At 42.9% G+C, this 23,946-nt stretch carries 16 protein-coding genes; 3 read left to right on the plus strand and 13 right to left on the minus strand.

The window, feature by feature from the left end; genetic code table 11:
• From PI95_RS10890 to PI95_RS10900, 3 genes are all read right to left on the minus strand, one after another.
• Nucleotides 1–1,473 (minus strand): two-partner secretion domain-containing protein (locus PI95_RS10890; RefSeq protein ID WP_163518790.1); only part of this gene is annotated, 1,473 nt, incomplete at its 3' end.
• A 66-nt stretch (nucleotides 1,474–1,539) separates the two neighbouring features.
• A complete protein-coding gene (locus PI95_RS10895) occupies nucleotides 1,540–7,365 on the minus strand; it encodes a two-partner secretion domain-containing protein (RefSeq protein WP_163518791.1) in 5,826 nt (1,941 codons plus the stop codon).
• A gap of 75 nt (nucleotides 7,366–7,440) precedes the next feature.
• Nucleotides 7,441–9,294 (minus strand): ShlB/FhaC/HecB family hemolysin secretion/activation protein, encoded by a 1,854-nt coding sequence (locus PI95_RS10900; protein WP_039748039.1) that lies wholly within the window; start codon nucleotides 9,292–9,294, stop codon nucleotides 7,441–7,443.
• 387 nt (nucleotides 9,295–9,681) lie between these two features.
• Here PI95_RS10900 and PI95_RS10905 point away from each other — a divergent pair, with 387 nt between their 5' ends.
• Nucleotides 9,682–11,829, plus strand: coding sequence for a serine/threonine-protein kinase (locus tag PI95_RS10905; protein WP_039748037.1), 2,148 nt, complete (start codon nucleotides 9,682–9,684; stop codon nucleotides 11,827–11,829).
• A 73-nt stretch (nucleotides 11,830–11,902) separates the two neighbouring features.
• Here PI95_RS10905 and PI95_RS10910 read toward each other — a convergent pair whose 3' ends face one another.
• The gene (locus PI95_RS10910; protein WP_039748035.1) at nucleotides 11,903–13,192 is read right to left on the minus strand and encodes a Glu/Leu/Phe/Val family dehydrogenase; all 1,290 of its coding nucleotides are present in this window, start codon (nucleotides 13,190–13,192) and stop codon (nucleotides 11,903–11,905) included.
• Nucleotides 13,193–13,512: 320 nt separating this feature from the next.
• Here PI95_RS10910 and PI95_RS10915 point away from each other — a divergent pair, with 320 nt between their 5' ends.
• Nucleotides 13,513–14,871: a cytochrome P450 gene (locus PI95_RS10915; RefSeq protein ID WP_039748033.1), complete on the plus strand. Its 1,359-nt coding sequence runs from the start codon at nucleotides 13,513–13,515 to the stop codon at nucleotides 14,869–14,871.
• A 175-nt stretch (nucleotides 14,872–15,046) separates the two neighbouring features.
• Here the strand turns inward: PI95_RS10915 and PI95_RS10920 are convergent, their stop codons facing one another.
• From PI95_RS10920 to PI95_RS10945, 7 genes are all read right to left on the minus strand, one after another.
• Nucleotides 15,047–15,814: a hypothetical protein gene (locus PI95_RS10920; protein ID WP_039748032.1), complete on the minus strand. Its 768-nt coding sequence runs from the start codon at nucleotides 15,812–15,814 to the stop codon at nucleotides 15,047–15,049.
• A gap of 255 nt (nucleotides 15,815–16,069) precedes the next feature.
• Nucleotides 16,070–16,390 carry a XisI protein gene (locus tag PI95_RS10925; protein ID WP_039748030.1) on the minus strand — a complete coding sequence of 107 codons (321 nt, stop codon included), beginning with the start codon at nucleotides 16,388–16,390 and terminating at the stop codon, nucleotides 16,070–16,072.
• Nucleotides 16,360–16,626, minus strand: coding sequence for an element excision factor XisH family protein (locus PI95_RS35850; protein WP_236117024.1), 267 nt, complete (start codon nucleotides 16,624–16,626; stop codon nucleotides 16,360–16,362). Before PI95_RS35850 ends, PI95_RS10925 begins: the two co-directional genes overlap by 31 nt.
• Complete coding sequence (locus tag PI95_RS35855; protein ID WP_236117025.1) at nucleotides 16,586–16,798, minus strand: element excision factor XisH family protein; 213 nt, start codon at nucleotides 16,796–16,798, stop codon at nucleotides 16,586–16,588. The genes PI95_RS35850 and PI95_RS35855 overlap by 41 nt, the downstream gene beginning before the upstream one ends.
• Before the next feature lie 130 nt (nucleotides 16,799–16,928).
• A complete protein-coding gene (locus PI95_RS10935; protein ID WP_039748028.1) occupies nucleotides 16,929–18,431 on the minus strand; it encodes a carotenoid oxygenase family protein in 1,503 nt (500 codons plus the stop codon).
• A 145-nt stretch (nucleotides 18,432–18,576) separates the two neighbouring features.
• The gene (locus tag PI95_RS10940; protein ID WP_039748026.1) at nucleotides 18,577–20,073 is read right to left on the minus strand and encodes a folate/biopterin family MFS transporter; all 1,497 of its coding nucleotides are present in this window, start codon (nucleotides 20,071–20,073) and stop codon (nucleotides 18,577–18,579) included.
• A gap of 212 nt (nucleotides 20,074–20,285) precedes the next feature.
• On the minus strand, nucleotides 20,286–21,545 hold the full coding sequence (locus PI95_RS10945; RefSeq protein ID WP_039748024.1) for a beta-ketoacyl-ACP synthase: 1,260 nt from the start codon (nucleotides 21,543–21,545) through the stop codon (nucleotides 20,286–20,288).
• On the opposite strand from PI95_RS10945, the gene PI95_RS10950 reads away from it, so the two are divergent.
• Nucleotides 21,544–21,681, plus strand: coding sequence for a hypothetical protein (locus PI95_RS10950; RefSeq protein ID WP_163518792.1), 138 nt, complete (start codon nucleotides 21,544–21,546; stop codon nucleotides 21,679–21,681). The genes PI95_RS10945 and PI95_RS10950 overlap by 2 nt on opposite strands.
• A gap of 86 nt (nucleotides 21,682–21,767) precedes the next feature.
• Here the strand turns inward: PI95_RS10950 and PI95_RS10955 are convergent, their stop codons facing one another.
• Both PI95_RS10955 and PI95_RS10960 read right to left on the minus strand, forming a co-directional pair.
• A complete protein-coding gene (locus PI95_RS10955) occupies nucleotides 21,768–22,562 on the minus strand; it encodes a peptidylprolyl isomerase (RefSeq protein WP_039748022.1) in 795 nt (264 codons plus the stop codon).
• 299 nt (nucleotides 22,563–22,861) lie between these two features.
• A complete protein-coding gene (locus tag PI95_RS10960; protein ID WP_039748021.1) occupies nucleotides 22,862–23,443 on the minus strand; it encodes a photosystem I assembly protein Ycf4 in 582 nt (193 codons plus the stop codon).
• Nucleotides 23,444–23,946 lie beyond the last annotated feature (503 nt).

The following is a 23,946-nucleotide window of genomic DNA, read 5'->3' on the forward strand; positions in this document are numbered from 1 at the left end:
GCTAAAAATACCACTAGGATTTGGATTTTCTTGTGATGAATCGCGACCAGCAATTCTAACAGTGCCACTAGCTTGAACGGTAATGTTACCAGCATTACCCTGTTGTCCACCAGCACGAACTGAAGTTTGCAGTTGAGAACCATCAGTCAGGGTAAGATTTCTGGTAGTAACATCAATTGCGCCCGCATTGCCCGTTCCTCCAGACTCCACCGTACTGAAGATGATACTCCTACCAGCAAGCGAGATATCTCCGTTTTCTGCCCGAAGCGTCACGTTGCCTGCATTTCCTCTGCCAAAGGTGTTGGAATTTATTTGAGCGTTGCTGAAAATCAGGTTGTTAGTGTTTAATTCGATGTTACCCGCATTACCTACTGCTCCAGACAGTACACTGTTTTGCAACTGCCCGCCTGATGAAGCATTAAAGGATTTGGTATTGACGGTAATATTACCTGCATTACTAGAGTCATTACCTATTACTTGTTGGTAGATTCCAGCCCCAAATCCAGTTTGCGGTCCCACACCAGAGATGTTGAACTCATTGGAATTGACGGTGATATTGCCTCCGTTTCCTCCGCCTCGTGTACCGCCTACCAGTCGCCCACCATTGGTTGCTGTAAAGATATTGGCGTTAACTGCAATGTCGCCTCCCCCATTGCCCAGCACGGCTGCTAGTGCATCATTGGCTAAAGTGACATTCGAGAGCGAACTATTGGCTGGGAAGTTCAACTTAAACGTATTGCCAGTAGTCTCTAATCCTACAGTTCCCGCTCCTGCCAATCCTCCTAACTCAATTCTTCCTCCTGCTGCTGTCAGTCTCCCACCCTGTTCTAAACTGACGTTACCACCTACTAGCGCCAAGGAGTTTCCTGGATTTACCCGAAGACCTACAGTAGAACGAGTGTTATCCCGCACCACAGATTGATTAGTAATATTTCCCGGATTATCCCGAAATCGCAAACCAATGGGAATATTCACTGTTAATAATGGTGCGATGGGGTTGGTAGCGCTAAATTCCAATCCGTTCTCAAACAAGAAACTATCAGCGGTGGTGGCAAAAAATGAACCACCAATATTTAAACGAGCATTTGGTCCAAAGAAAATTCCGTTGGGATTAATCAAGAAAAGATTGGCGTTACCCAATACACCTAATGTCCCCAAAATGTTGGAGCGATTTACCCCAGTAACGCGAGTAAGAATGTTTGCGATTCCCGCTGGATTTGAAAAATATACTAACTGTCCATTCCCAACGTTGAATTCCTGAAAACTGTGGAACAGATTTGCCCCGCGAGTTGCACCCCCACGAATCCGATCGAAGGAAATACCTTGAATATTATCAGGACCAATGCTCGAACTTTCTGCACCCAAACTGTTATCTGGAGTGATTTGCGCTTTCGCGCTGGTTATCGAACCAAGAGTACAACAGGTCGTTAGGGGCAAGGTTAACAGAAAGAGCGTTTTCCAACTCTGTTTCATATCATATGACCTTTTTATGTCTTTACCAGATTATTTTTTTATTGTCAAGATAAATGTCAAAAAATATTAACGCGCAGGACAAGCAGCAGTGCTAAAAGAACGTTGCGAGCCAGTATTAGTAGGATCGTATGCGGTGAGAACTACCTGACCTTTATCGTTAAATATCCATCCTTGAGCAGGTACGCGGGTAGCAGTCGGATTGGTTGCAGGTTTTATAGCTGCACTACGAGAATAGACCGTACTGGCGACAGGTTGTAGCAAATCAACGCGAACATTATCACTACTGAGAGTTTGATTGGGATTTGTTGGAAACCCGCCACGTCCGGTGACAACAAATTCATTCCCTATGCCTTGTTGACAGGGATTTTGAGCAATTCTCTGTGTGGGGTCACTGACAGTTTCTGGTAATTCAACTAACCCGCGACTGGGGTCAACATCTGGGGAATTCACTAGTACGTTATCACCAAAGTTGGAATTTTGCTCTGAAAAGGCAGTGATGTCACTTGTGGATAGATTTCTCGGATCTAAAGAAGGAACACCGAGTCTCTCAAGGTCTGCGCGAGTACGAGGAACTATACCAAACAGAGTAGCATTAGTTGTGACTTGTCCACCGCTACCGCTACGAGCATTAGCGATAATGTCATTATTTTGAGGAAAAGCGACAATGAAGGGCGTATTAATTCTGATGTTACCGCCGTTTCCACCATTTTGTTGCCCGCCTGCGTTGGCAGAAATGAGACTTTCATTTTGCAACCGCAGAAAGTTGCGTAATCTCAAATTGATGTTACCACCGTCAGCTGAGGCAGTTGAGGCGCTGATAGTTCCGCGATCGAGGGTTAAGCTATTTCCCGTAATGGAAATTTCACCGCCGACACCCTGACCCAGACTATCTACCGTTACCTCACCACCATCGGCGATCGCAATTCTTGGTCGGCTATTCTGCCTAGGTTGAATGGTGATATTTCCCCCATTACCTGTAGAGCCAGAAGCAGTGTTAGCAAATATACCGCTTGCCGCTCCCTGATTGTCAAAAGTTCCTTCAATTCGTTGGTTATAGTTAGGGTCGCTACCAGAAATCGTAATACGATCGCGGATATTCAGATTGATGTCTCCAGCACTTCCACTGTTAAAAGTAGTTGTGATTACTTGTCCACCACCATTAGCTGTAAAGGTCTTGGCGTTGATGGTGATGTTTCCAGCGTCACCAGAGTTAGAAGTCAATGCATCAACTACCGCGCCATCTGCTATGCGAAAGTCACCAGTGGTAAGATTAATATTTCCCGCCGCTTGAGGACTGATTGCGGTTGTTCCTGTTTCAGCACTGGCAAACAATCCACTAGAGAATCCTGTTATACCGACACCAAAAATATTGACAAAATCCGTGGCATTTATATCAATATTTCCGGCTCTTCCTTTTCCACCACTTAAACCATTTCCTTCAGCTAAAAGAACTGTACCTATCTGACTTCCCCCTGTGAGGGTGAGCGATCGCCCACGAATATCGATATCACCGCCAATTCCTTCCCCTCCTGGTCCGACAAGGCTCGTGATTTCGCTGGAGTTACCAAGGGCGATCGCGTCATCTACTCGCACTGATACATTTCCTGCATTTCCTATTCCAAAAGTGCTGGCATTTATTTGGGCGCTATTATTTAAAGAAAGGTTTTTAGCAGTGATTTTAATGTCACCACCGCTACCTGTTGCTGCTGACTGCACTTGGCTAAAAATACCACTGGGGAATAAGCCTGAATTGCCTCCGAGATCAATATTATTAAACCCAGAAAAGGAAACATTCCCACTCGCTTGAACGGTGATGTTACCAGCATCGCCCTGTTGTCCGGCGCGAACTAAAGTTTGCAGTTCAGAACCATCAGTCAGGGAAAGATTTCTGGTGATAACATCAATTTTCCCCGCATTGCCCGTTCCTCCAGACTCCACCGTACTGAAGATGTAACTTCCACCAGCAAGGGAGATATCTCCATTTTCTGCCCGAAGCGTCACGTTGCCTGCATTTCCTCTACGCCGAGTTAAAGCTTGGATAAAAGACTGATTGTTTAGCGAAATACTATCGATAGCATCAATCGATATATTCCCAGCATTGAATGGCGTATCATCAGCACCTGTAATATTATCATTTGTCGCACTTAAAGAAGAACCTTCGAGCTTTACTACTCTGGGTGAGGAAGTTCTGTCTCCATATGTGTCATTTTTGCCAATAAATATGAACCCAAAGTTACCATTGCTCTCAATAGTGCTTTGGTTGAGAGAAACTTGGTCACGGGCATTTAGCGCAATATCTCCAGCAAATGTAGTGCCAGAGTTAGTAGTACTCACCGTCGAGTTATTGATGTTAATGCTACTCGGTACAAAAGCTGGGGCATTATTTATAGATTGACCAATAAAAATGCGTCCTTCTTGTCCAGTACTTTCGATGGTGCTTCGGTCTATAGAAACTTGGTCACGGGCATTGAGAGTAATATCTCCGGCTAATCCATTACTTGCATTTCTTGTTCTCAATAGAGCGCCATCATCTAAAAAGATAGAAGCAGCGTTGATGATAATATCGCCCGCATTACTGCTGTCTGTTAACTCTACATCGTTAAAAATACCACTAGGAAATCCTTGTGGGTTAGCACCAACAATCCTAACAGTACCACCCTGAACATCAATCGTCACATTGCCAGCACTTCCCTGCCCACCGCGAAGAACACGGGATTGAAGTTGTCCACCATTAAGCAAAGAAAATGAGCCAGCTTTGATAGTGATGTCACCTGCCTGACTATTTTGCGCTCCACTTAGCACGTTGCTAAACAGGGCATTATCCACAAATTCTACAGAGCCACTAGCCTGTACAGAAATATCGCCTGCCCGACCAGAGCCAGAGGTGTTAGAACTGACTTCTCCTAAGTTCATGACCACTCTCCCAGCAGCGATATTGATCGAGCCGGCATTTTGCTCTGGTGCGGTGTTGTTTTCAGTACTTAATCGAGTGTTGGCACCTTCAATCCTCACCAACGCTGGTAAAAAGGAGTTTGCATCGCCAATAAAAATCTGCCCAAAATTGCCGTTACTCGAAATTGTACTATCTTTAATGAAGATTTCATCGCGGGCATTCAGCCTGATATTTCCGGCAAAATCAGTGTTGCTATTAGTAGTATTTAGCGTCGAATTATCAATATTAATGCGACTGGGCAAGACAGATAAGGCATTTGTTGTGTCTGATGAACCAATAAAAATGCTTCCTAAATTACCTTCACTAGAAACTGTACTATTTGTAATCGAAACTTGAGCGCGAGCATTGAGAGTGATATCTCCGGCAAATCCAGTGCTATTATTAGTGGTACTCAGGGTTGAGTTATCGATGTTAATAATGTTTGGTATTAAAGATAAGGCATCTGTTCTACCTGATTGACTGCCAATAAAAATGCGTCCTAAATTGCCATCACTAGAAATTGTACTGTTGTTTGTAATGGAAACTTGGTCACGGGCATTGAGAGTAATATCTCCGGCAAATCCATTACTTCCATTTGTCGTTCTTAATACAGCGCGATCGTCTAAAAAGATAGAAGCTGCGTTGATGATAATGTTGCCCGCATCACCGCTGGCTCCTGACTCCACTGCGCTGAATGCACCACTACCGAAGCCAGCAAAAGATACGCGATCGCTCGCATTAATCGTTACGTTGCCTGCATTTCCCGTGCCAAAGATGCCAGCACCAATTTGAGCGCCATCTAAGAGAGAAAGTGTTCCTGTGCTAATGTCAATACCACCAGCGTTACCTCTACCGTTCTCTGCCACACTGCTGAAGATTCCAGAAGAACGTCCATTGCTTCCTACTCCATTTAAGGAGATATCAGAGGCTTGAATTTTCACACTCCCTGCATTTCCCTCGTTAAAGGTGCTGGCAGTTAAAGCCGCGCCATTCAAGAGAGAAAGTGTTTGTGTAGTGATGTCAATGCCACCAGCGTTGCCTACAGCATCCCCTTCCACATTGTTGAAAATTCCAGAGGTAAATCCATTGCTTGATACTCCATCAAAAGAGATATCGCTAGCTTGAATTTTAACTGTGCCTGCATTTCCATTACCAAAAGTGTTGGCAGTAATTTCAGCGCCATTGGTGAAAAATAAGTTTTTTGTAGAAATGTCAATACCACCTGCGTCTCCCCTAGCTCCAGATTGCACATTACTTCGGATACTACTGGTAACTTCATTGCTTCCTACCCCCGAAGCTGTGATACTATCGCTAGCTTGGATTTTGACTGTGCCTGCGTCTCCTGTGGCAAAAGTGCTGGCATTTATAACCGCGCCATTAAAGAGAGAAAGTGTTCCTGTAGTGATGTCGATACCACCTGCGTTGCCTTCAGCATTCCCTTGCACGGTGCTGAAAATTCCAGAAGAAAATCCAGTACTTCCTACCCCATCAACAGAGATATCGCTAGCTTGAATTTTCACACTCCCTGCATTTCCTCTGCCAAATGTAATGGCATTAATTGCAGCACCATTTCTCAAAGAAAGTGTTCCTGTAGTGATGTCAATACCACCTCCATTGCCTACACCGTTCTCTTGCACGGTGCTGAAAATTCCAGAAGAAAATCCAGTACTTCCTACCCCATCAACAGAGATATCGCTAGCTTGGATTTTTATCCTACCTGCGTCTCCCGTGGCAAAAGTGCTAGCATTTACAACCGCGCCATTAAAGAGAGAAAGTGTTTGTGTGGTGATATCAATACCACCTGCATTGCCGACAGCATTCCCTTGCACGGTGCTGAAGATTCCTGAAGGAAATCCAGTTCTTCCTACCCCATCAAAAGAGATATCGCTAGCTTGAATTTTGACTGTGCCAGCATTTCCTCTGCCAAATGTAACGGCATTGATTGTAGCACCATTGAAGAGAGAAAGTGTTTTTGTAGTAATGTCAATACCACCAGCGTTAGCGTTATTTGTAGCATTCCCTTGCACATTGTTGAAAATTCCAGAAGTAAATCCATTGCTTGATACCCCATCAAAGGATATATCATTGGAATTGACAGTAATATCGCCTCCGTTTCTTGTTGCGATACCTTCAACACCGGCTACCAATTGTCCACCATTGGTTGCTGTAAAGATATTGGCGTTAACTGCAATGTCTCCTCCCCCATTGCCCCGCACGGTTGCTTGTGCTTCATCAGCTAAACTGACATTCGAGAGTGAACTATTGGCTGGGAAGTTCAACTTAAACGTATTGCCAGTAGTCTCTAATCCTACAGTTCCCGCTCCTGTCAATCCTCCTAACTCAATTTTTCCACCTGCTGCTGTCAGGCTTCCACCCTGTTCTAAACTGACGTTACCACCTACTAGCGCCAAGGAGTTTCCTGGATTTACCTGAAGACCTACAGGAAAACCAGTGATATCCTGCACCACAGATTGATTAGTAATATTTCCCGGATTATCCCTAAATCGCAAGCCAATGGGAATATTCACAGTTAATAAAGGTGGTGCTTGGGGGTTGGTAGCACTAAATTCAAATCCGTTGTCAAATATAAGACTGTTTGCCGTACTTCCGAAAAATGAACCACCTAGATCCAAACGGGCATTGGGTCCAAAGAAAATTCCGTTGGGATTTATCAAGAAAAGATTGGCGTTACCTAATACACCTAATGTCCCCAAAATGTTAGAGCGATTTACCCCAGTGACGCGAGTAAGAATATTTGCGATTCCCGCTGGATTTGAAAAATAGACTAACTGTCCATTATTAACGTTGAATTCCCCAAAACTGTGGAAGAGATTTGCCCCGCGAGTCGCACCCCCACGAATCCTATCAAACGAAATACCTTGAATATTATCAGGACCAATGCTCGAACTTTCTGCTCCCAAACTGTTATCTGGAGTGATTTGCGCTCTAACGGTGGTCATCAAACCCAGAGTGCAACACGCAGTCAAGAGAAAAAGCGTTTTCCAATATTTCATCATATTTTTTGGGAATAAATTTTAAAAAGGACTGTAATTAACTGAAAAATACAAACCTTGCTCTTGCAAAGTACGATCGCTCGAATTAACATCAATTAAGGGAAAACCATAATCAAGACGCGCATTAAGCTGGTTGCCCATTTGCCATTGCAAACCTACCCCCGTACCCACCAAAGTATTCGGATCTGGATTGCGATAACCTGAACTATTCCAGCCAATACCAAAATCGATAAAGGGCACTATTTGCAATACTCCGTCTACCTGATTTACCCGCAGAATCGGTAATCTAACTTCCGCTGAAGCAAAAAAGCCATTATCAACTAAAAGCTGATCTTGACGATAACCCCGGACGCTTTGCAAACCTCCAATGCTAAATTGCTCTAAAGGTACTAGGGATCTCGTTGCCAACTGTGCGTCAGAACGAAATACAAACAATGTGTCCGGTGCTAAAAGTCGCACATACTGTCCTTGTCCCCTCCAAGAAAAATACCGACTATCAGGAGGTTGGCTGTTGACGGTAGCATCAAACAACCCTACCCCAAGACTAAATTGAGAACGAAAAGCTAAAACTTGCTGGGGAGTGCGTTGTGTATATTCCTGAAAAAACCGCAACGTTGATAAGCGAGTTTCCCCACTATTATCAGCTCCAAAAGAAAGGGGAAAGTTTTCTCCTAAAATTTGAGTTTGGCTTTGCTGTCGAGATAAGGATAGACCTAGTGCTAATTCTTGGGTAGCAGTTTCGATTATCGGCTGGCGGTAACTCAAATCTACATAAAAATAGTCACCTACGATATCAATGCGATCGAAAGGTGGTTCAATGACGTTAGTGTCTGCAAATCCGCCAGATAAAGTAAGTGTACCATTACGAGGATTGAGCGGTACTGAGTAACTCAAATCCAAAGTGTTACTGCCATCGGTATTAGTATATATGGCAGTTGCGCGATCGCCAAACCCAAATAAATTGCCTTCGTTAATCCGCACACCCCTGCGAAAACTACCCACAGTCGGAACACGACCATTATCAACAAAAAATTCTGTTCTAAACGAGTCTGCTTCTATTACCTTGACTTCCAGTAAACTCTGTTCCGGACGCGATCCCACAGACAATTCAACCGAAAGATTTTGAATCAAGGGGTTATTTTGCAGTACTTGCAGCGCTTTCAACAAACGGTTTCGATTCAAAGGTTTAGAGACACCAAGTCTGATTCGACTGCGGATGTATTCTGAATTTAAGCGTCGATTACCTGTTATTTTAATGTCTTCTATTCCACCTTCAACAACCTCAATTTTGACTACTGCACCCTCTCTAGAAAAAGCTTGGTCAGCTGGGATAAAAGCACCCGAATTGATGTACCCAGCATCAGTGTAGAGCTTTGTGATTACAGCTTCAACTTGTAGCAGTTGCGCGAAGGTAATCGGTGTATTGGTAAATTCCTCTGTAACTTTTCTTAACTTTTCGTCATTAAATGCTGTGTTACCTTCAAACTCAAAGCTTTTGACGGTGATACTTCCAGGAATCTCTGGGCGTGGTTCAGATGAAGGAGGTTTTACTGGAGTTTCATCAAGAGGAATTTCTGGTAATGGCTGGGGAGTTGGGATTGGTTGTGGTGGTGGTGGTAGCGGTCGAACAGGATTGGGACTTGGCTGTCTTGTTGGTGGTAGCGGTGGAACAGGGTTGGGAACTTGAGATAGAATAATAGGCGATGTTGTAGTGTTATAAGCAGGAGTCAAAAATTCCTGAAAAGGTATTTCAACTTCTAGAAGTTCATCAGGAAAGCTTTCAGCTAAGGCTTTATGACTAGAGAAGGTGATTAACGCCTCGATGGTCAACAAAGCAGCTAAATTCAAGCCCCTGTTATGCCTGCCCAGAATCATAGTATTATGTACTCCTCAGCAAAATTGTTATTCAAGGCGATCGCTGTATAAAACTGAACAGACTATGATTAATTTTAGTTAAAGTTTATTTACCACATATTGTTATTTATAGTCACTAGAATCATAATAAAATTTAACTCACCCCTGAGGGTAAAAACGTAGAAGTGTGTTTTATTTGCTGTAAATTAAAACTAAAAATTAATTATTTGTTAAGCTGAAAATAATATATGGTCGTAACTTCAGAGAAAATTTAGATACGGATTATATAAATAAGTTTATTTCTATGTACGTGCCAAAGATGAGGAGCATAAAATTATACAAATGATTGCGCTCAAAATGCTTAGTTAAACAATATCGCTTGAGCATCAAAAACTAAGTTAACTAAAAATGACGAAACAGAAGGAAATATTACTAGTTGGACGTTACAAGATTATAAAAGAATTAGCAAGAGGAGGCTTTGGTATAACCTATCTTGCTCAAGATACTATGTCATCCAACTGTCCTTGTGTAGTTAAACAACTCTATCCGCAAAACTCAGATATTATTGAAACGGCAAAACTCTTATTTAAAAGAGAAGTTGCTATTTTGAAATATTTGCAACAAAAGCAACAGATACCAAAATATTTTAATTATTTTGAAGATGAAAAAAATGGACAAATAAATTATTATTTAGTTCAAGAATATATACATGGTGAAGCTCTACAAAATCTAATTGGTCAGCAATGGACACAGCCAAGAGTTGTTAATTTTTTACGAGAAATTCTCTCTATTTTAAAATATCTGCATCAAATAAATGTTATTCATCGTGATATAAAACCTCCGAATGTGATGAGAAGGGAGGAAGACAAGAAGTTTGTCTTAATTGACTTTGGTGCTGTCAAACAATTAGACATTAACTACTCATCTCCTCACGAACAGCATACCCAGACAATGATTGGAACTAGTGGATATGCACCTCCAGAACAAATGGCAGGAAAACCAGGTTTTCACAGTGACATATACGGTTTGGGTATTACGGCAATCCAGCTTTTAACTAAAATAGCACCCAAAAATTTAAAACGGGATGAAAAAGACAACATTATATGGGTTAATGGGCTTGATATTGATGAATCTTTAGCTGCCATTTTAACAAAAATGGTCTACCGCAATCCTGAACAACGTTATCAATCTGTAGAAGATGTTCTCAATGATTTGAGTGGCTTTACAGCAATCAACGAACAGGATTTTATCCGTAGTTTATACGAAGCTTATAATGCAAATACAAGAAATCCTTTCAACATACCGGAACTTGCAACTTTCAGTCAAAGTAATCTTCCTAATAATAATTTAAATACTCAACCACCAACATCTAATAATAAGACAGCACTCACTACTTTACCAGGGTCAAAATGGGGGAAAATCACAATTGTAGTGACAGCATTAGGGGCGATCGCATTATTGATAGAATTTATTCATCCATTTATTAGACCTTTATATTATTCTTATCAAGGTAATCGTTTACTGGATATACGTCAACCAGAGAAAGCTCTCGAACAATTTCAAAACCTGATAGCAATAAATCCCAACTCTGCCGCAGCTTGGAAAGGAAGAGGTGATGCTTTTTTAAGTGTAGGTCGCGATTTGCAAGCCTTAGAATCTTATAATAAATCGCTCTTTTTTGAACCTAACGATCCAAAAACCTTAAATAATAAAGGTAAAGCTTTATATAAATTACGCAGATATAGAGAAGCTTTAGAAGTACATGAAAACGTACTTGAAATTAACCCAAATAATCCGGAAGCTTGGAGTGGAAAGGGATTAGCTTATATTGGTTTAAATAAGTATAAAGAAGCTTCAGATTCTCTAGAAAAACTGAAGCAAATCAATCCTGATGAACCAAGTATTTGGCAGCAAATAGGTTTGGTTACAGAACTTTTGCAAGGACCGCAAGCTGCAAAGACATACTATGAAGAAGCAGTATCATCTTACGACGATCTTCTCAGAAGAAAGCCGAACGATGTGCTTGCTTTGACAGAGAAAGGATCTGTCTTACTAAAATTAAACCGTCTTCCCGAAGCGCTTGCTTCTTTTGAAAAAGCGCTGAAAATAGACAATAATTTTTATGAAGCTTTACTTGGTAAAGGTAATGCCCTTGGTGGTTTAGGAAAACCTCAAGATGCACTTTTAGCTTTTAATCGAGCCAGTAATATCCGTCCTCAAGATTATCAAGTATGGTTTACGCGAGGAAGTTTGCTGGCACAATATATTAAAGACTATGACGAAGCCTTAAAATCGTTTGAAAAAGCAATTGAACGCAGATATGACTCATATGATGCTTGGGTGAACAAGGGGACAGTGCTGTTAGAGTTAAACCGCTACGATGAAGCGTTGGTTGCTTTTGATAAAGCCAAAGAACTTCAACCGAAAGATCCTTATGTTTGGGCTAACCGAGGATATGCTTTAGATAAATTGGGAAGAACTCAAGAAGCACGCAATTCGATTAATAAAGCCGTTGAATTTGGGTTTCCTCGTGAAGAGTTAAACATGATGCAATAATCATAATTAAGGCGCTGCATAACCGTAAATCGTAGAGACGTTCGGTTCGGAACGTCTCTACAATACGTTGAATTTAAGGATAAAGTCCGCGATCGCTCAATGCTTGCGCTACACGACCAACCCCCAGGGTGTAAGCTGCTAACCGCAAAGGAATTTGCTGCACCTTCGATTGTTGTATCACTCTTACGTAAGCTTGCACCATTAACTGTTCCATTTCTCGATTGACACGTTCCTCATCCCAAAATAGGTAAGAAAGACCTTGTACCCACTCCAAATAACTCACCACAACACCGCCCGCATTCGCTAAAATATCCGGTAATACGGTTACACCCCGCGCTTCTAGCGATCTATCTGCCTCAAGCGTCACAGGACCATTAGCCGCTTCTGCAACAATTTTGGCTTGGATTTGATTCACATTTTTCTCAGTGATTTGATTTTCCAAAGCTGCCGGAATTAGCACATCACAAGGTAAAGTTAGTAACTCGTCATTGGTAATTGGTGATGCTTGCGGGAAACCAACAAGACTTTTACGGTTCTGGGCAGCATAAGCTTTCAATGCAAGGATATCAAGACCAGTTTCCGAAAAAACTCCTCCTGAACCTGTGGAAACGGCGATAACTTTCGCTCCGGCTTCATGTAGCAATAAAGCTGCTGCACTACCGACATTACCAAAACCTTGAATTACTATCCGCGCATTAACTAGGGATTGAGAGCGATCGCCTAACGCCTCACGTACTACAATCATTACACCGCGTCCGGTTGCCATTTCCCGTCCCCGCGAACCACCAATCGAAAGCGGTTTACCAGTCACAACCCCAGGCACAGCATGACCAACATTTACAGAGTAGGTATCCATCATCCAAGCCATCTCACGGGCTGAAGTACCCATGTCTGGTGCAGGTATATCCACACTCGGACCGATATCTTTAATCAACTCGCTCATGTAACGCCGGGTAATTCGTTCTAATTCGCCGACGCTGTAACGTTTTGGATCTATCGCAATACCTCCCTTACCACCACCGTAGGGAATACCTAGCAACGCACATTTCCAGGTCATTAACATTGCCAGTGCTGACACCTCCCGCAATGTCACCGCCGGATGGTAGCGAATGCCACCTTTGTAGGGTCCCAAAATATCGCAGTGCTGCACCCGATGTCCAGCGAGAACTTGCACTTCACCGTTATCCCGTTTTACAGGAATGGAAACTGTAACTACTTTACGCGGGTGGCTAAGTATTTCTAATAGACCTGGATCTAAATTTAATTCTTTCGCCGCTGCCTCTAAGTAACTACAGGCTTGGTCAAATGGGCAAATGTGCGCTGGTGAAGCAGTTTCCAGCGGTAGTCGGGATGTTGTAACCATAAAATCTTCTCCCAATCGCGGTATCCACGCGAACCGAATACATATATATGGCTAGCCTATCCTTTTTTTTGATAAAAAACCTAATTTTGGTAACTTTCGTTACAGTTTTTTGATAGAGTTTAGAATATTACAATAGCTAAAAAGATGAAATTAAACATTTGTAGAGACGTTCCGTCCGGAACGTCTCTACGATGGTTACGGCGTTTTATTTATCTATCTGTAGTTAGATTTATCGCAATGTAGCTAATGAAAAAACTAGAGCGCAGATTTATGGCAAGCTAAGAAGAAGCCAGTATTGTATTTTTTGAGGCAAAACTGCGATGACAACCACCCGGACAGAGAAATCGCTTCCTTTACCCCCTGGCAGTTTCGGTTTGCCCGTGATTGGTGAGACAATTAGCTTTTTGCGCGATCGCGACTTTGCTAAGAAGCGACACAAGCGATATGGATCGATTTTCAAAACCCATCTGTTTGGGCGTCCGACTGTAATGATGATTGGAGCGGAAGCCAATCGCTTTTTGTTTACGAATGAGAATCAGCATTTTTCTGTCACTTGGCCTCATAGTACCAAAGTTTTGCTCGGACTTGGGTCTTTAGCGATGCAGACGGGTGAGATACATCAAAAGCGACGCAAGCTGCTATCACAAGTTTTTCAACCTAGAGCGTTGGCAGGATATACCTCGACAATGGAGAGTATTATCCACAGTTATTTGCAGAAATGGCAGCAGATGGGTACATTGACTTGGTATCCGGAGTTGCGAAAATACACTTTTGATGTTGCGTGTAAGTTGTTTGTCGGTACAGATGCAACTGCTGATAGTCATTTTGGCGAGTTATTTGAAGAATATTGTCAAGGTTTGTTTACTATCCCTGTACAATTACCTTGGACTAAATTTGGTCGTGCGTTGCGTGCGCGTGAGCAACTATTAGCGAAAATTGAAGAAATAGTGCGTCAGCGTCAACAGCAGCCAAATTCAAATGAAGATGCTTTGGGGTTACTTTTGCAAGCGCGGGACGAAGATGGAAATAGCCTTAGCTTAGAAGAACTCAAAGACCAGGTGTTGACGTTGCTATTTGCTGGTCATGAGACGTTGACATCAGCGATCGCTTCTTTATGTCTTTTATTAGCGCAACATCCAGACATTCTCGCTACTGCCCGTGCAGAACAACAGCAACTAGGGTTTAAGGAATCACTGACGTTAGAACATCTCAAGCAGATGAACTATCTTGAATTAGTCATCAAAGAAGCTTTGCGATTGATTCCCCCAGTCGGTGGTGGCTTTCGAGAGGTGATTAAGGGGTGTGAGTTTAATCAATACTTTATTCCCCAAGGCTGGTCTGCCCTCTATCAAATAAATAGAACACATCAAGATATCAATATATATACTGAACCTAATAACTTTGAACCGCAACGCTTTGCCCCACAAAAAGCTGAAGAGAAAGCAAAACCCTATAGCTATATACCTTTTGGCGGTGGAATGCGCGAATGTTTGGGCAAGGAGTTTGCAAAACTAGAGATGAAGCTGTTTGCAGCGAACTTAATCCGCGAGTATGAATGGGAACTAGTGCCCAATCAAAATTTAGATATGATAATGGTTCCTACACCTCATCCGCACGATGGTTTGCAAGTGAAATTTCGGCAACTTATATCTATTTCCCAGGCTAAACCTGGGAATTAGATAATCAGGCATTTGCTTCAAACTGCCTAAATCCTGTTAACAAAGATTTTATATCATGTCCGGTTAATCACACACATTGTAGAAACGTTCCGCACACATTGTAGAGACGTTCCGGACTGAACGTCTCTACCACAATTACGGTGTTTTTATTACTGTTAATTTAACGGACATGATATTACTCAAAAGATTTACCAGCTTTACTCAGTAGTTTACCCAATCTTTGAACTGGACCTTTAATTCCCCGTGGAGCTTCTTTTCCAGCTTCTTGAGTTTGTTCCCCAAGTTTGGAGAGTACCTCGCCGATGTCAGCAGCTTTCGGATTGCTGCGCTTTAAAAGTTGCTTGAGTTTCTTAAGTTCATTGGCGATTTCTTTGTAATTATCATTGTCTGACTTGTGAAGCAAATTGTACCACTCGTCGATCGCACCAACAGCCGTCTCAGAATCAATTGAAGTTAAATCGCCTTCAAGTGTTTCTACCAAAGACTCAATCTGTTCAATATGCTCTTTATCTTCCGCTTTGCCTAATGAAGTGCCTACTTTTCTCAGTTGAGTACCCAATTTTTTGATTGGAGTTTTCAAACCCTTAGGTGCATCAGATGAAACCTCAGCTGTTTGTTCGCCGATTTCACTTATTATCTCACCAATTTCATGACCAGTAGCTTTACCACTTTTGAGGAGTTTTTTTAATTCCTTGAGGTTAGTCGCTATTTCTTTGATTTCTGGTTCCGAAGCTTTATGTAAAGCGTCATACCAATGATCCAGCAAACTGAAAGCAGCATCGTTGTCTAATGCAGATAAATCTCCCTCTAAAGTAGAAATCAGTGAATCTAGCTCTTGGCTATCCCCATTGTCATTTGTTGTATCTGCTGCATTCTTCTGAGACGTTTTTTTAGTTGAATCTTCGTCATGAGCAGCACTTTTCTTATCTGTTTTACTAGCCATAAGTTAAATTTGATGACGCACATCACGTAAATCTACAGGTATCAGTTTATAAAGCTAATATTGTAGTTCCCTCATTCTAAAGAGCCAATATTACGCGACTGTGTACATATACCGTTTAGCAGAGGCTTATTTTAGTTTTCTAAGTTACTAGTTAAAAGGTTTTTCAATCGAATGTAATACACGATGCCTACAGACATAGCTTGTTATATCTGTGCCCGTCATTCAGCAACGCCGCTTGTTAAGAATTTTTTTCTTTTAAGCAGTTATAGCGATTGATGCTTCAGGCAAAAAAGATAGTACGATTTGTGACTCAGGAATTCCCCCATCAATTAAGTCTTGGGTAATACCATGTTCCATACCGTCATATTCAACATAAATTTTACTATCTTGCAAGGTTACGTAAATTAGATTTCCTCGAACTCGCCGCCGCCGATCCCAACCGACTTGCATTAGAGCATAACGATCTTGGGTTTCATCAAACACGGTATCCAGTCGGATATTCCCATGTGAGGGACGCAATTGAGCATAGCGAATAATCACCTGCTTTACAACTTCCCGGAGCGCGGCGGTATCCATAGTTTCACCTTTATTTTTTCAACATCTACAACCAGTAATTGCATTGGTAAGTCACTAATCACAACTTCACCAATTGGCTCGTTAAATATTTCATCATAGGTTATATCAGAAATAGCCAGATAAATTTCTCGTTCTGGGTCAACTCTGTTAAGCAGTAGTCGATATAACACATACTGTCCTATGGCTTGTTCTAAATCAGCGATCGCTTTCTCGACCTCGAAATTCTTTAATCTCAATCGCAATCTGGCTATTTTCACGTTCAGCCCCAATAAAACGTCCCTGTATTCCCAGGTCTACAAACAAGAAGCGGTCGCCATAGGAAATAACATAGGGATCATCGGTGATATTCCATCCATCTTTTATTATGGCTTGTTTGACGATTTCGTGGATGGTGTCTCTAGCAGGCATTCTGGAAAATATGTTAAGAAAATATTATATTTTTATGAGGATGAAGATGGGTGTGATAGTTAGACCAAATCAAGGATAGCGATCGCCCCTGATAAATACTAAAATCTCTTCATGGGCGATCTACCTATCCTCATTTAAGTGCTGCAAATACTTCAGAAGTAAAGCTACCATGCAAACCATAGGGAATATGATGTTTTAGATGCAGCCGTGCAACTGGTCTTTTATTGAAATCACTAGCATCTAAAATCACCACATCTGAACGGTGATGAGTCGAATCGTAAACTAAAGCTAGCACCCAGCCATCATCTTCTTTGTCAGAACCTGGACGCGGTACAAAAATCGGCTCACTGACAAACCCACGCGGTGCAGCACTCCAAAGTTGTTTTTCCCCAGATTCTAAATCTACCTTGACAAAAGCTTGCAAAGGTGCATTACCAGTTTTGGCATCAGCTGCACCCATATATAAATAACGATAGGGGTGTCCGACTTTATCTTGATGCACGCTGGGAAACTCACAACACCTGTCTGCTAACAAATCCCGTCGCACCGTCTTATCCTTGAGGTTGAGATGAAACCGCCATAAATGTCCGGGTGAAAGTGCCTCAAACTCAACTTCGCGAAAATTGCTTTCGGGTTCGACTTCTGGAAAAGATTCGTAACAAATTGAGTCTACAACAATTTCGTCGCCTTGCTCAAAAGCATTGGCGTGGTGGAAGACAAAACCTGATTGAGTTTCTAAAATTTTTACGCCCTTTTCTTGGGGGTTGCGGGAAATAATTATAATCTGAGTTGGCTGATTTGGCTGAAACTTAATGCATTCTCCAGCACCACGAATTCCCAAAGCGAAAGGTATAGGATTAAAGGCAACGGGATTTTGAAAGAGTATGCAGTAATTGGGAGTAATGACAAAATCGTGGATGAAACAAAAACCCGGAACACTATGAGCGTGTTTTCTGACAATCTTGCCAGTTATATCTAACTCGAAAATTGTAATTGTCGTGGATAGTCCCGGCTTGATAGAAAAGTTTACCAAACAAGTAGCACCGTTATCTCTAGCAGAACTTGGATCTAAGCGTGGATGTGCGCCGAAAGCTTCACCTTCTGACAAAACACCGTTAAAGTGTTCTTTACCTAAAGTTTCCAACGTGTGGGGATCGAGAAGATGAGGTTCTGCTGCTTCCCACAATGCCAACAGTTTACCACCCCAATAAATAACATTGGTGTTGGCAATATTTTTCAGTTTAAAGTCGAAGATATTAGCTAGCCAACCGCCGGGTTTTTGCGTACCAAAGACACCGCGATAAAGGATTTTGCCAGCTTTTTGTTCTTCTAAATAAGCTTCTGTGCGGATAAAACGGTTGCGAAAGTGAGCGCGACCATTGGAGAATGAAATCCGGCTAATCATTCCATCACCATCAAACGGATGATGAATGTGTTGCCCGTTTACATCTAATAATCCCGGACCATTTCTAAACAGCGTACCGTTTAGTTCTGGCGGAATTTCTCCTTCAACATCATCAATCCAATAATCAAATTCTTCTTTGAGAGATTGATATCCTTCTTGCCAATCTCCGCGAGTGTAAGATTTATCAGGAATTGTCGAAGCGTGTTCGTAAAGTTGAAAACTCTGCATAATAATTTTGTTTTATATTTGATATTTGGAATTTAGGATTATAAATTGGGCGCGATCGCATCATATTGCATTGGGCGGGGAAACCCCGCCCCTACTGCTTTGTGCGATCCCTTGTCTTCTTTGTCTTCTTTCTTCCTAATCCTTCCTATTCAACTAGTTCTGACTCTGGTTCTCGCATCATCAATTCAGGCATCAAATCAGGGACAAACGCTTCTTCTGTATTGTTTGCTGATGCTGGCGGCAATGTTTTTGCTGTTTCTTTTAGTGAGTCCGCAGTCGGCAGCCAGCTGAGGAATGGCAATGGTAAAAGGTGACTGAGGTTAGCAATGACTACTAACAACCACATAGCATCGAAGTTTGTCTCGGTAATACCTAGCTGATGCATTAAGACTGCCCCTAATTCCTGGGAAACCACTTTGCCTAAGTTTGTGATCGACATCAAGAGGGCAAATAATGTCGCTTCTACTCCTGGGGGACAAAGCCTCGCTGCTAGCACCAACACTGGCATATAAGCAATTTGCCCCATCACTGTGATAATGAGATTATCACCGATACTAAACCAGTGGTCATCTATACCCAAAGCCCGATTTGTGTGAGTTACCAGCAGCAGCATTGTCATTCCCAAAACTGTGGAAATAACGGTACTCCAGCCAAAGATGACGCGAAACGGTACAGTTTTCAGGAAACGCTGAAAAATCCAGACACCAACTAGAGAAGCAATACTCGTCACCAGATGAACTCGTCCTAAAAATTCTGGTTGAAAGTGCAGTTCGTTAGTAGTGAAAAAGAAAAAGGCTGATTCAGCGCTTGGTGTTGCTAGCAAGATGAAGAGAAACGCTGTTGGTAGCCAAATCGCTTTTTGAGAAATGGCTTTGCGTAATTGGCTTAATTGATGCTTGATTGTTGGGGAGTTGCTGTGGTTGTTATCTTTGTTAGTGAGGCAGTCCCCGTCTTGGCGCGTGCGAAGGGTGGGGAACTGCCTATGATGTTGGGCTTTGCTTACGGGTGTTTCCGCAATCAACCAAGCTACCCCGGAAACGATGAGGGGAAATGAGGCTGTCATCAAAAATATATTGCGGGTAGTGAAATGCTCTAAAAGCATTCCGCTAAAGTAAGCCGTGATCAAACCCCCTAAGGCTACAGTACCCCAGGTAAGGGATTGTAGGGAACCAGCTTTTGCTTGAGATTCTCCTCTTGCCCGTTCGACAACCAGTGAGTCAACTATGACATCACTGATGGCAACAGATAAAGAACTAAGAGCGATCGCACCAGTAGCTGCCCAGGCAGTATGAACAATTGTTGCGAGGCTCACCCAAGAAATTGCTCCGAGTATTCCCGATAAAATCAAGTATGGGCGTCGTCGATAGCCAAATATCGGCAAGCCATCGGACATAAAACCAAACAGTGGCTTAATAATCCAAGGTATGGCGACAATGCCCATTAGTACAGAAACCTGAGCCGGAGTTAGTCCCAGTTCATCTTTGAGGAAAAAGCTGACGGCTAAACGCCCCAAGCCTAAGATTCCTTGGACCAAGTAAACCGTAAGAATGGCAAGTAACTCGGCAGAGGGTTCGTTGCCGAAGAAAATTTTTTCTGTTACTGAGTCTTTTACCTTGGACAAGCCAGAGGAGGAAATCAGCATTTGGTAAATAAATTTTAAGTTTTATCGACTTTTATTATGATATCGATTTTCGCACGTTGGGCGTAAGCTTCAAAGGAAGATGTTGAAACCTTATAGGATGCCCAATCGCAGGATATCGATATCCATGCACCAGATTTAGCCGCTTATGAAGTAGCCAATCTCAATCGAAATGCAATTGGACTTCGCTTGACTGTGCGACTTTTGGGTGAATCTTAAGATTCTTTAGCCAAGGCGATCGCCGCATTTTGTCCGCCAAACCCAAAACTCAAACATAACACTTGCCGAATTTCAGCTTCACGCGCTGTCGTTACGAAATCTAAATCAAATTCAGCCTCTTTCAACCCTACACAAGGCGGTAAAATTTGATTCTTTAATGCCATAAGCGAAAAAGCTACACCCAAAGCTCCCGATGCTCCTAAACTATGACCTGTAGCGCCTTTCGTCGAACTAACTGCTACATTTTGAGGAAATAACCGCTGTATCACCATGCTCTCAATGCGGTCATTCATCTGGGTAGCTGTACCGTGAGCATGAATGTAATCAATATCCGAGAAGGTCAAGTGACTGCGTTCTAAACATTGCTTTACACAAGCGATCGCACTTCTTCCCTCAGGCTCTAGCTCGTAACCATGATATGCATCCGCTGTCAAGCCAAAACCGAGAATTTGACCATATATTTTTGCTTGACGCTGTTTTGCTAACTCTCTTGATTCCAAGACAAACACAGCGGCACCTTCGCCTAAAACCAAGCCTTCACGGTGTTTATCAAACGGATAAGCCCCAGTTTTCGCGCTTGCACCCATTTGCTGAAAGCCAGTTATGGTTAGCGGTGTAATCGGTGCTTCGACTGCGCCGACAATTACTCGCTGACATTGCCCAGTTTGGATGAGTAAAACTGCTTGAGCGATCGCCCAAATTCCTGTAGCACATGCAGCCATCGGTGCTAAAACTATCCCTGTTGCCCCGATTTGTCGCGCTACGGCGATCGCATTCATATGCGGCAAAGTATCCAACCAAGAAAGAGGAGGGGGGGATGGGGAGAGGGGGGGATGGGGAGAGGGGGGGATGGGGGGACAAGGAAGAGGGGGGAGACAAGGGAGAAATTTTTCCAAGCAGTCCTCCTTGTCCCCCTTGTCCCCCTTGTCCCCTTGTCCCCCCCTCTCCCTTGCCATCTCTTCCCAGGAAGCTTGATGACTGCGACTTGAGCCGATGACAACGCCACAATCAGGCAAAGGTGGAACTAAAAGAGCATCTTTCAACGCTGAAGCAACAACCAGCTTCGTCAGCATTCTTAACTCAACTGGTTGCTTACCAATCAATCCTAGAGGACGTGGTTCTAAATCTGGAAATGGTTGATGTAATTTAATTCCAGATTTACCAGCAATTAACTGCTGCCAACTATCCTCTAAGTTTGTACCCAAAGCGGAAACAAGACCAATACCAGTGACAACTGGTAATTGGGTATGGGGCATGGGGCATGGGGCATGGGGCATGGGGGAGCCAGTGCGTAGGCATCGGCAGCGCGGTCTTGGGGGTTCCCCCCACTCGCTGTTGCCGCAAGGGGATGCCGACTTGAAGCATAGCCGCGTCATGGGGCATAAGTCATAAATCATAAATCATAGATTTGACTTTATTGCCAATGCGTGAATGTTCAATTCGCATTGCCCATTACTTTTTTCCCCATTGCCCAATCTTTACTTCCCGCCATTTTTTAAGTTTTCTGCACCTTGGGTGACTTTAGCAGAGTCAATGCGATCGCCTTGCTGAATTTTGTTAACTACATCCATTCCTTGGGTGACATTGCCAAATACGGCGTAGTTACCATCTAGAAAGGCGAGATCGGCAAGTGCAAAATAAAACTGGGAGGAAGCAGAGTCTGGTTGTTGCGATCGCGCCATTGCTACCGCACCAAGTTTATGTGTCAAAACAGGCGCTTCAGTAATCGTCTTGCTGTATACTGGCTGCTGGGCACCTTTTGGCTTAATTTCTAAAGGTATAGAGCGCTCAGTTCCAGTTTTTGGGTCAACAAAACCACCAGTTCCCAAAAGTTGTGCTGGTGTCTTGGGGTCTTTACTTTTGGGATCGCCTCCTTGAGCCACAAACGGTTGTGGTTGGCGCACTACTCTATGGAAAGATAACCCATCATAAACACCCCGTTGCACCAAATCGACGAAGTTCCCAGCGGTGTAGGGAGCGTTTGTGCCGTCTACTTCGATAGTAATCGGCGAACCTTTCACGGTCATCACCACAGTAGCCTTACCTTCGAGTCTTGGTAAATCTTTCATTCCGGGGATACTCTCACTATTTGTATTTTGAGATACAGAGCTAGCCTCTGTAGTTGTCTTGGTGCTTGCTTCTGTAGCTGCTGAGGTCGCATTTGAGGATGGGGAAGCGTTATTAGAAGCAGACTGCTGCCCTGAACATCCCCCCAACATCAATCCACCGACAATCACTAGAGCAAGTAAAAACTGTGGAATTTTTAAGCGCATTGTTACTTACAAAAATTTTCAGCTAGTTTTCTATTCCACTTCTTCGGTCATGTGGAATGAAACACTACACAGATACTAAGCATACCCGTCAAAATGCTATCTGAAATCACTCTTTGCCGTGACACCTACCATAGTTAATGTTCTTTCGAGACATTTAGAGCGTGTTGGATTTTAGATTGACACGTAATCCACGCATCCCTCGAGAATGCGCTTTGATCGGATAGCGTAGCGTTAGCGAGTCCGCGAGCGTCGGAAACCGAGCGCGAGAACTTTTCGCAAAATCCAAAATCTAAAATTCTTTAAAGTCCTTCCAGCGGAACTTGCAAAAAGCGGGCTAACTCGGCGCCTTGAACTTCTAACTCTGTTAGCGATAATGGTTGACCTACCCGTGTTAGGGGAATGTCTCGGCGACCTTTAGCTCTCAGGTAAAGAGCGCGACGTGGATTTAGACCTTCTTTGAGATCGACTCTAACAGATTGCACATCTTGTGTTGCAAAGTCAAGCTCAATGCGGCGGTTTTTACCAGGAAATCCCCAGCGGAAAATTTTTATTTTGCCAGTTGAGCGATCAAACTCGTTGTATCCGCCTCCCACATCCCATAAAATTACTAACCACAGGTATAAGGCTAAAAGAAAGCCAGCAACGGAATATAACCCCATTACCAATCCTTGAGGGACGAATACCAGTTGAGTTGGATCGCTAACTATGAGTAAATTGACTTTGAGGTAACTGGATATCGCTGCCAGCAAAAAGCCTGTAGACCCAAAGGTAACGATAGTTGCCCACAAGTAGTTGCTGAACCGACGAGAACCGAGAACTTTTTGATGCAGAACGTTTGTAGCGGAGCGATCGCCTTTGTTAATGGTTGTTGATGCCGTCATTGAACTACCTACTTCGCGTAATATCTTCCCTAAAAAAAGTCTGCCACAAGAAAATGTATTGCAAGCAAGTTTTCCGACTAGAGTTTTAAGATTTCTGAGAAAACCTGTGTCAAATTGTAAAATTTCTGATATTCATATTAATTAAGAGCCTCGTGTTTGATACCTGATTTACTAACGTAGATCGACGCAAACCGGGCAAAATGTGATAAGTTAAGAATCGTTAAGTTACCACAAGCTAAATTTAGCAGTAAGTGGTGATTATGAAGGCACAACTGAGAAATGGCGCTGATTAAGTCGGCATCTCAGAATCTCAGCAGCATGTAAGCTGGTGAGAGTGTCAAAAAAACGTTAATTCCTCAAAACGTCAAAAACGTCGCAATTTTAGTAAAAAAGAGGATTTTAGTGAAATGACCATCGCAGTAGGACGCGCCCCCAGTAGAGGGTGGTTTGACGTACTAGACGACTGGTTGAAGCGCGATCGCTTCGTGTTCGTAGGTTGGTCA

The organism is Hassallia byssoidea VB512170 (assembly GCF_000817785.2).
In the GTDB taxonomy this organism is placed as follows: Bacteria; Cyanobacteriota; Cyanobacteriia; order Cyanobacteriales; family Nostocaceae; genus Hassallia; species Hassallia carrinoi.

Bases quoted from the DNA above. Each gene is read 5' to 3' on its own strand.
- PI95_RS10895 (WP_163518791.1), bottom strand. From the start codon at position 7,365: ATGACCACCGTTAGAGCGCAAATCACTCCAGATAACAGTTTGGGAGCA.
- PI95_RS10900 (WP_039748039.1), bottom strand. From the start codon at position 9,294: ATGATTCTGGGCAGGCATAACAGGGGCTTGAATTTAGCTGCTTTGTTG.
- PI95_RS10905 (WP_039748037.1), top strand. From the start codon at position 9,682: ATGACGAAACAGAAGGAAATATTACTAGTTGGACGTTACAAGATTATA.
- PI95_RS10910 (WP_039748035.1), bottom strand. From the start codon at position 13,192: ATGGTTACAACATCCCGACTACCGCTGGAAACTGCTTCACCAGCGCAC.
- PI95_RS10915 (WP_039748033.1), top strand. From the start codon at position 13,513: ATGACAACCACCCGGACAGAGAAATCGCTTCCTTTACCCCCTGGCAGT.
- PI95_RS10920 (WP_039748032.1), bottom strand. From the start codon at position 15,814: ATGGCTAGTAAAACAGATAAGAAAAGTGCTGCTCATGACGAAGATTCA.
- PI95_RS10925 (WP_039748030.1), bottom strand. From the start codon at position 16,390: ATGGATACCGCCGCGCTCCGGGAAGTTGTAAAGCAGGTGATTATTCGC.
- PI95_RS35855 (WP_236117025.1), bottom strand. From the start codon at position 16,798: ATGCCTGCTAGAGACACCATCCACGAAATCGTCAAACAAGCCATAATA.
- PI95_RS10935 (WP_039748028.1), bottom strand. From the start codon at position 18,431: ATGCAGAGTTTTCAACTTTACGAACACGCTTCGACAATTCCTGATAAA.
- PI95_RS10940 (WP_039748026.1), bottom strand. From the start codon at position 20,073: ATGCTGATTTCCTCCTCTGGCTTGTCCAAGGTAAAAGACTCAGTAACA.
- PI95_RS10950 (WP_163518792.1), top strand. From the start codon at position 21,544: ATGGGGCATGGGGCATGGGGCATGGGGGAGCCAGTGCGTAGGCATCGG.
- PI95_RS10945 (WP_039748024.1), bottom strand. From the start codon at position 21,545: ATGCCCCATACCCAATTACCAGTTGTCACTGGTATTGGTCTTGTTTCC.
- PI95_RS10955 (WP_039748022.1), bottom strand. From the start codon at position 22,562: ATGCGCTTAAAAATTCCACAGTTTTTACTTGCTCTAGTGATTGTCGGT.
- PI95_RS10960 (WP_039748021.1), bottom strand. From the start codon at position 23,443: ATGACGGCATCAACAACCATTAACAAAGGCGATCGCTCCGCTACAAAC.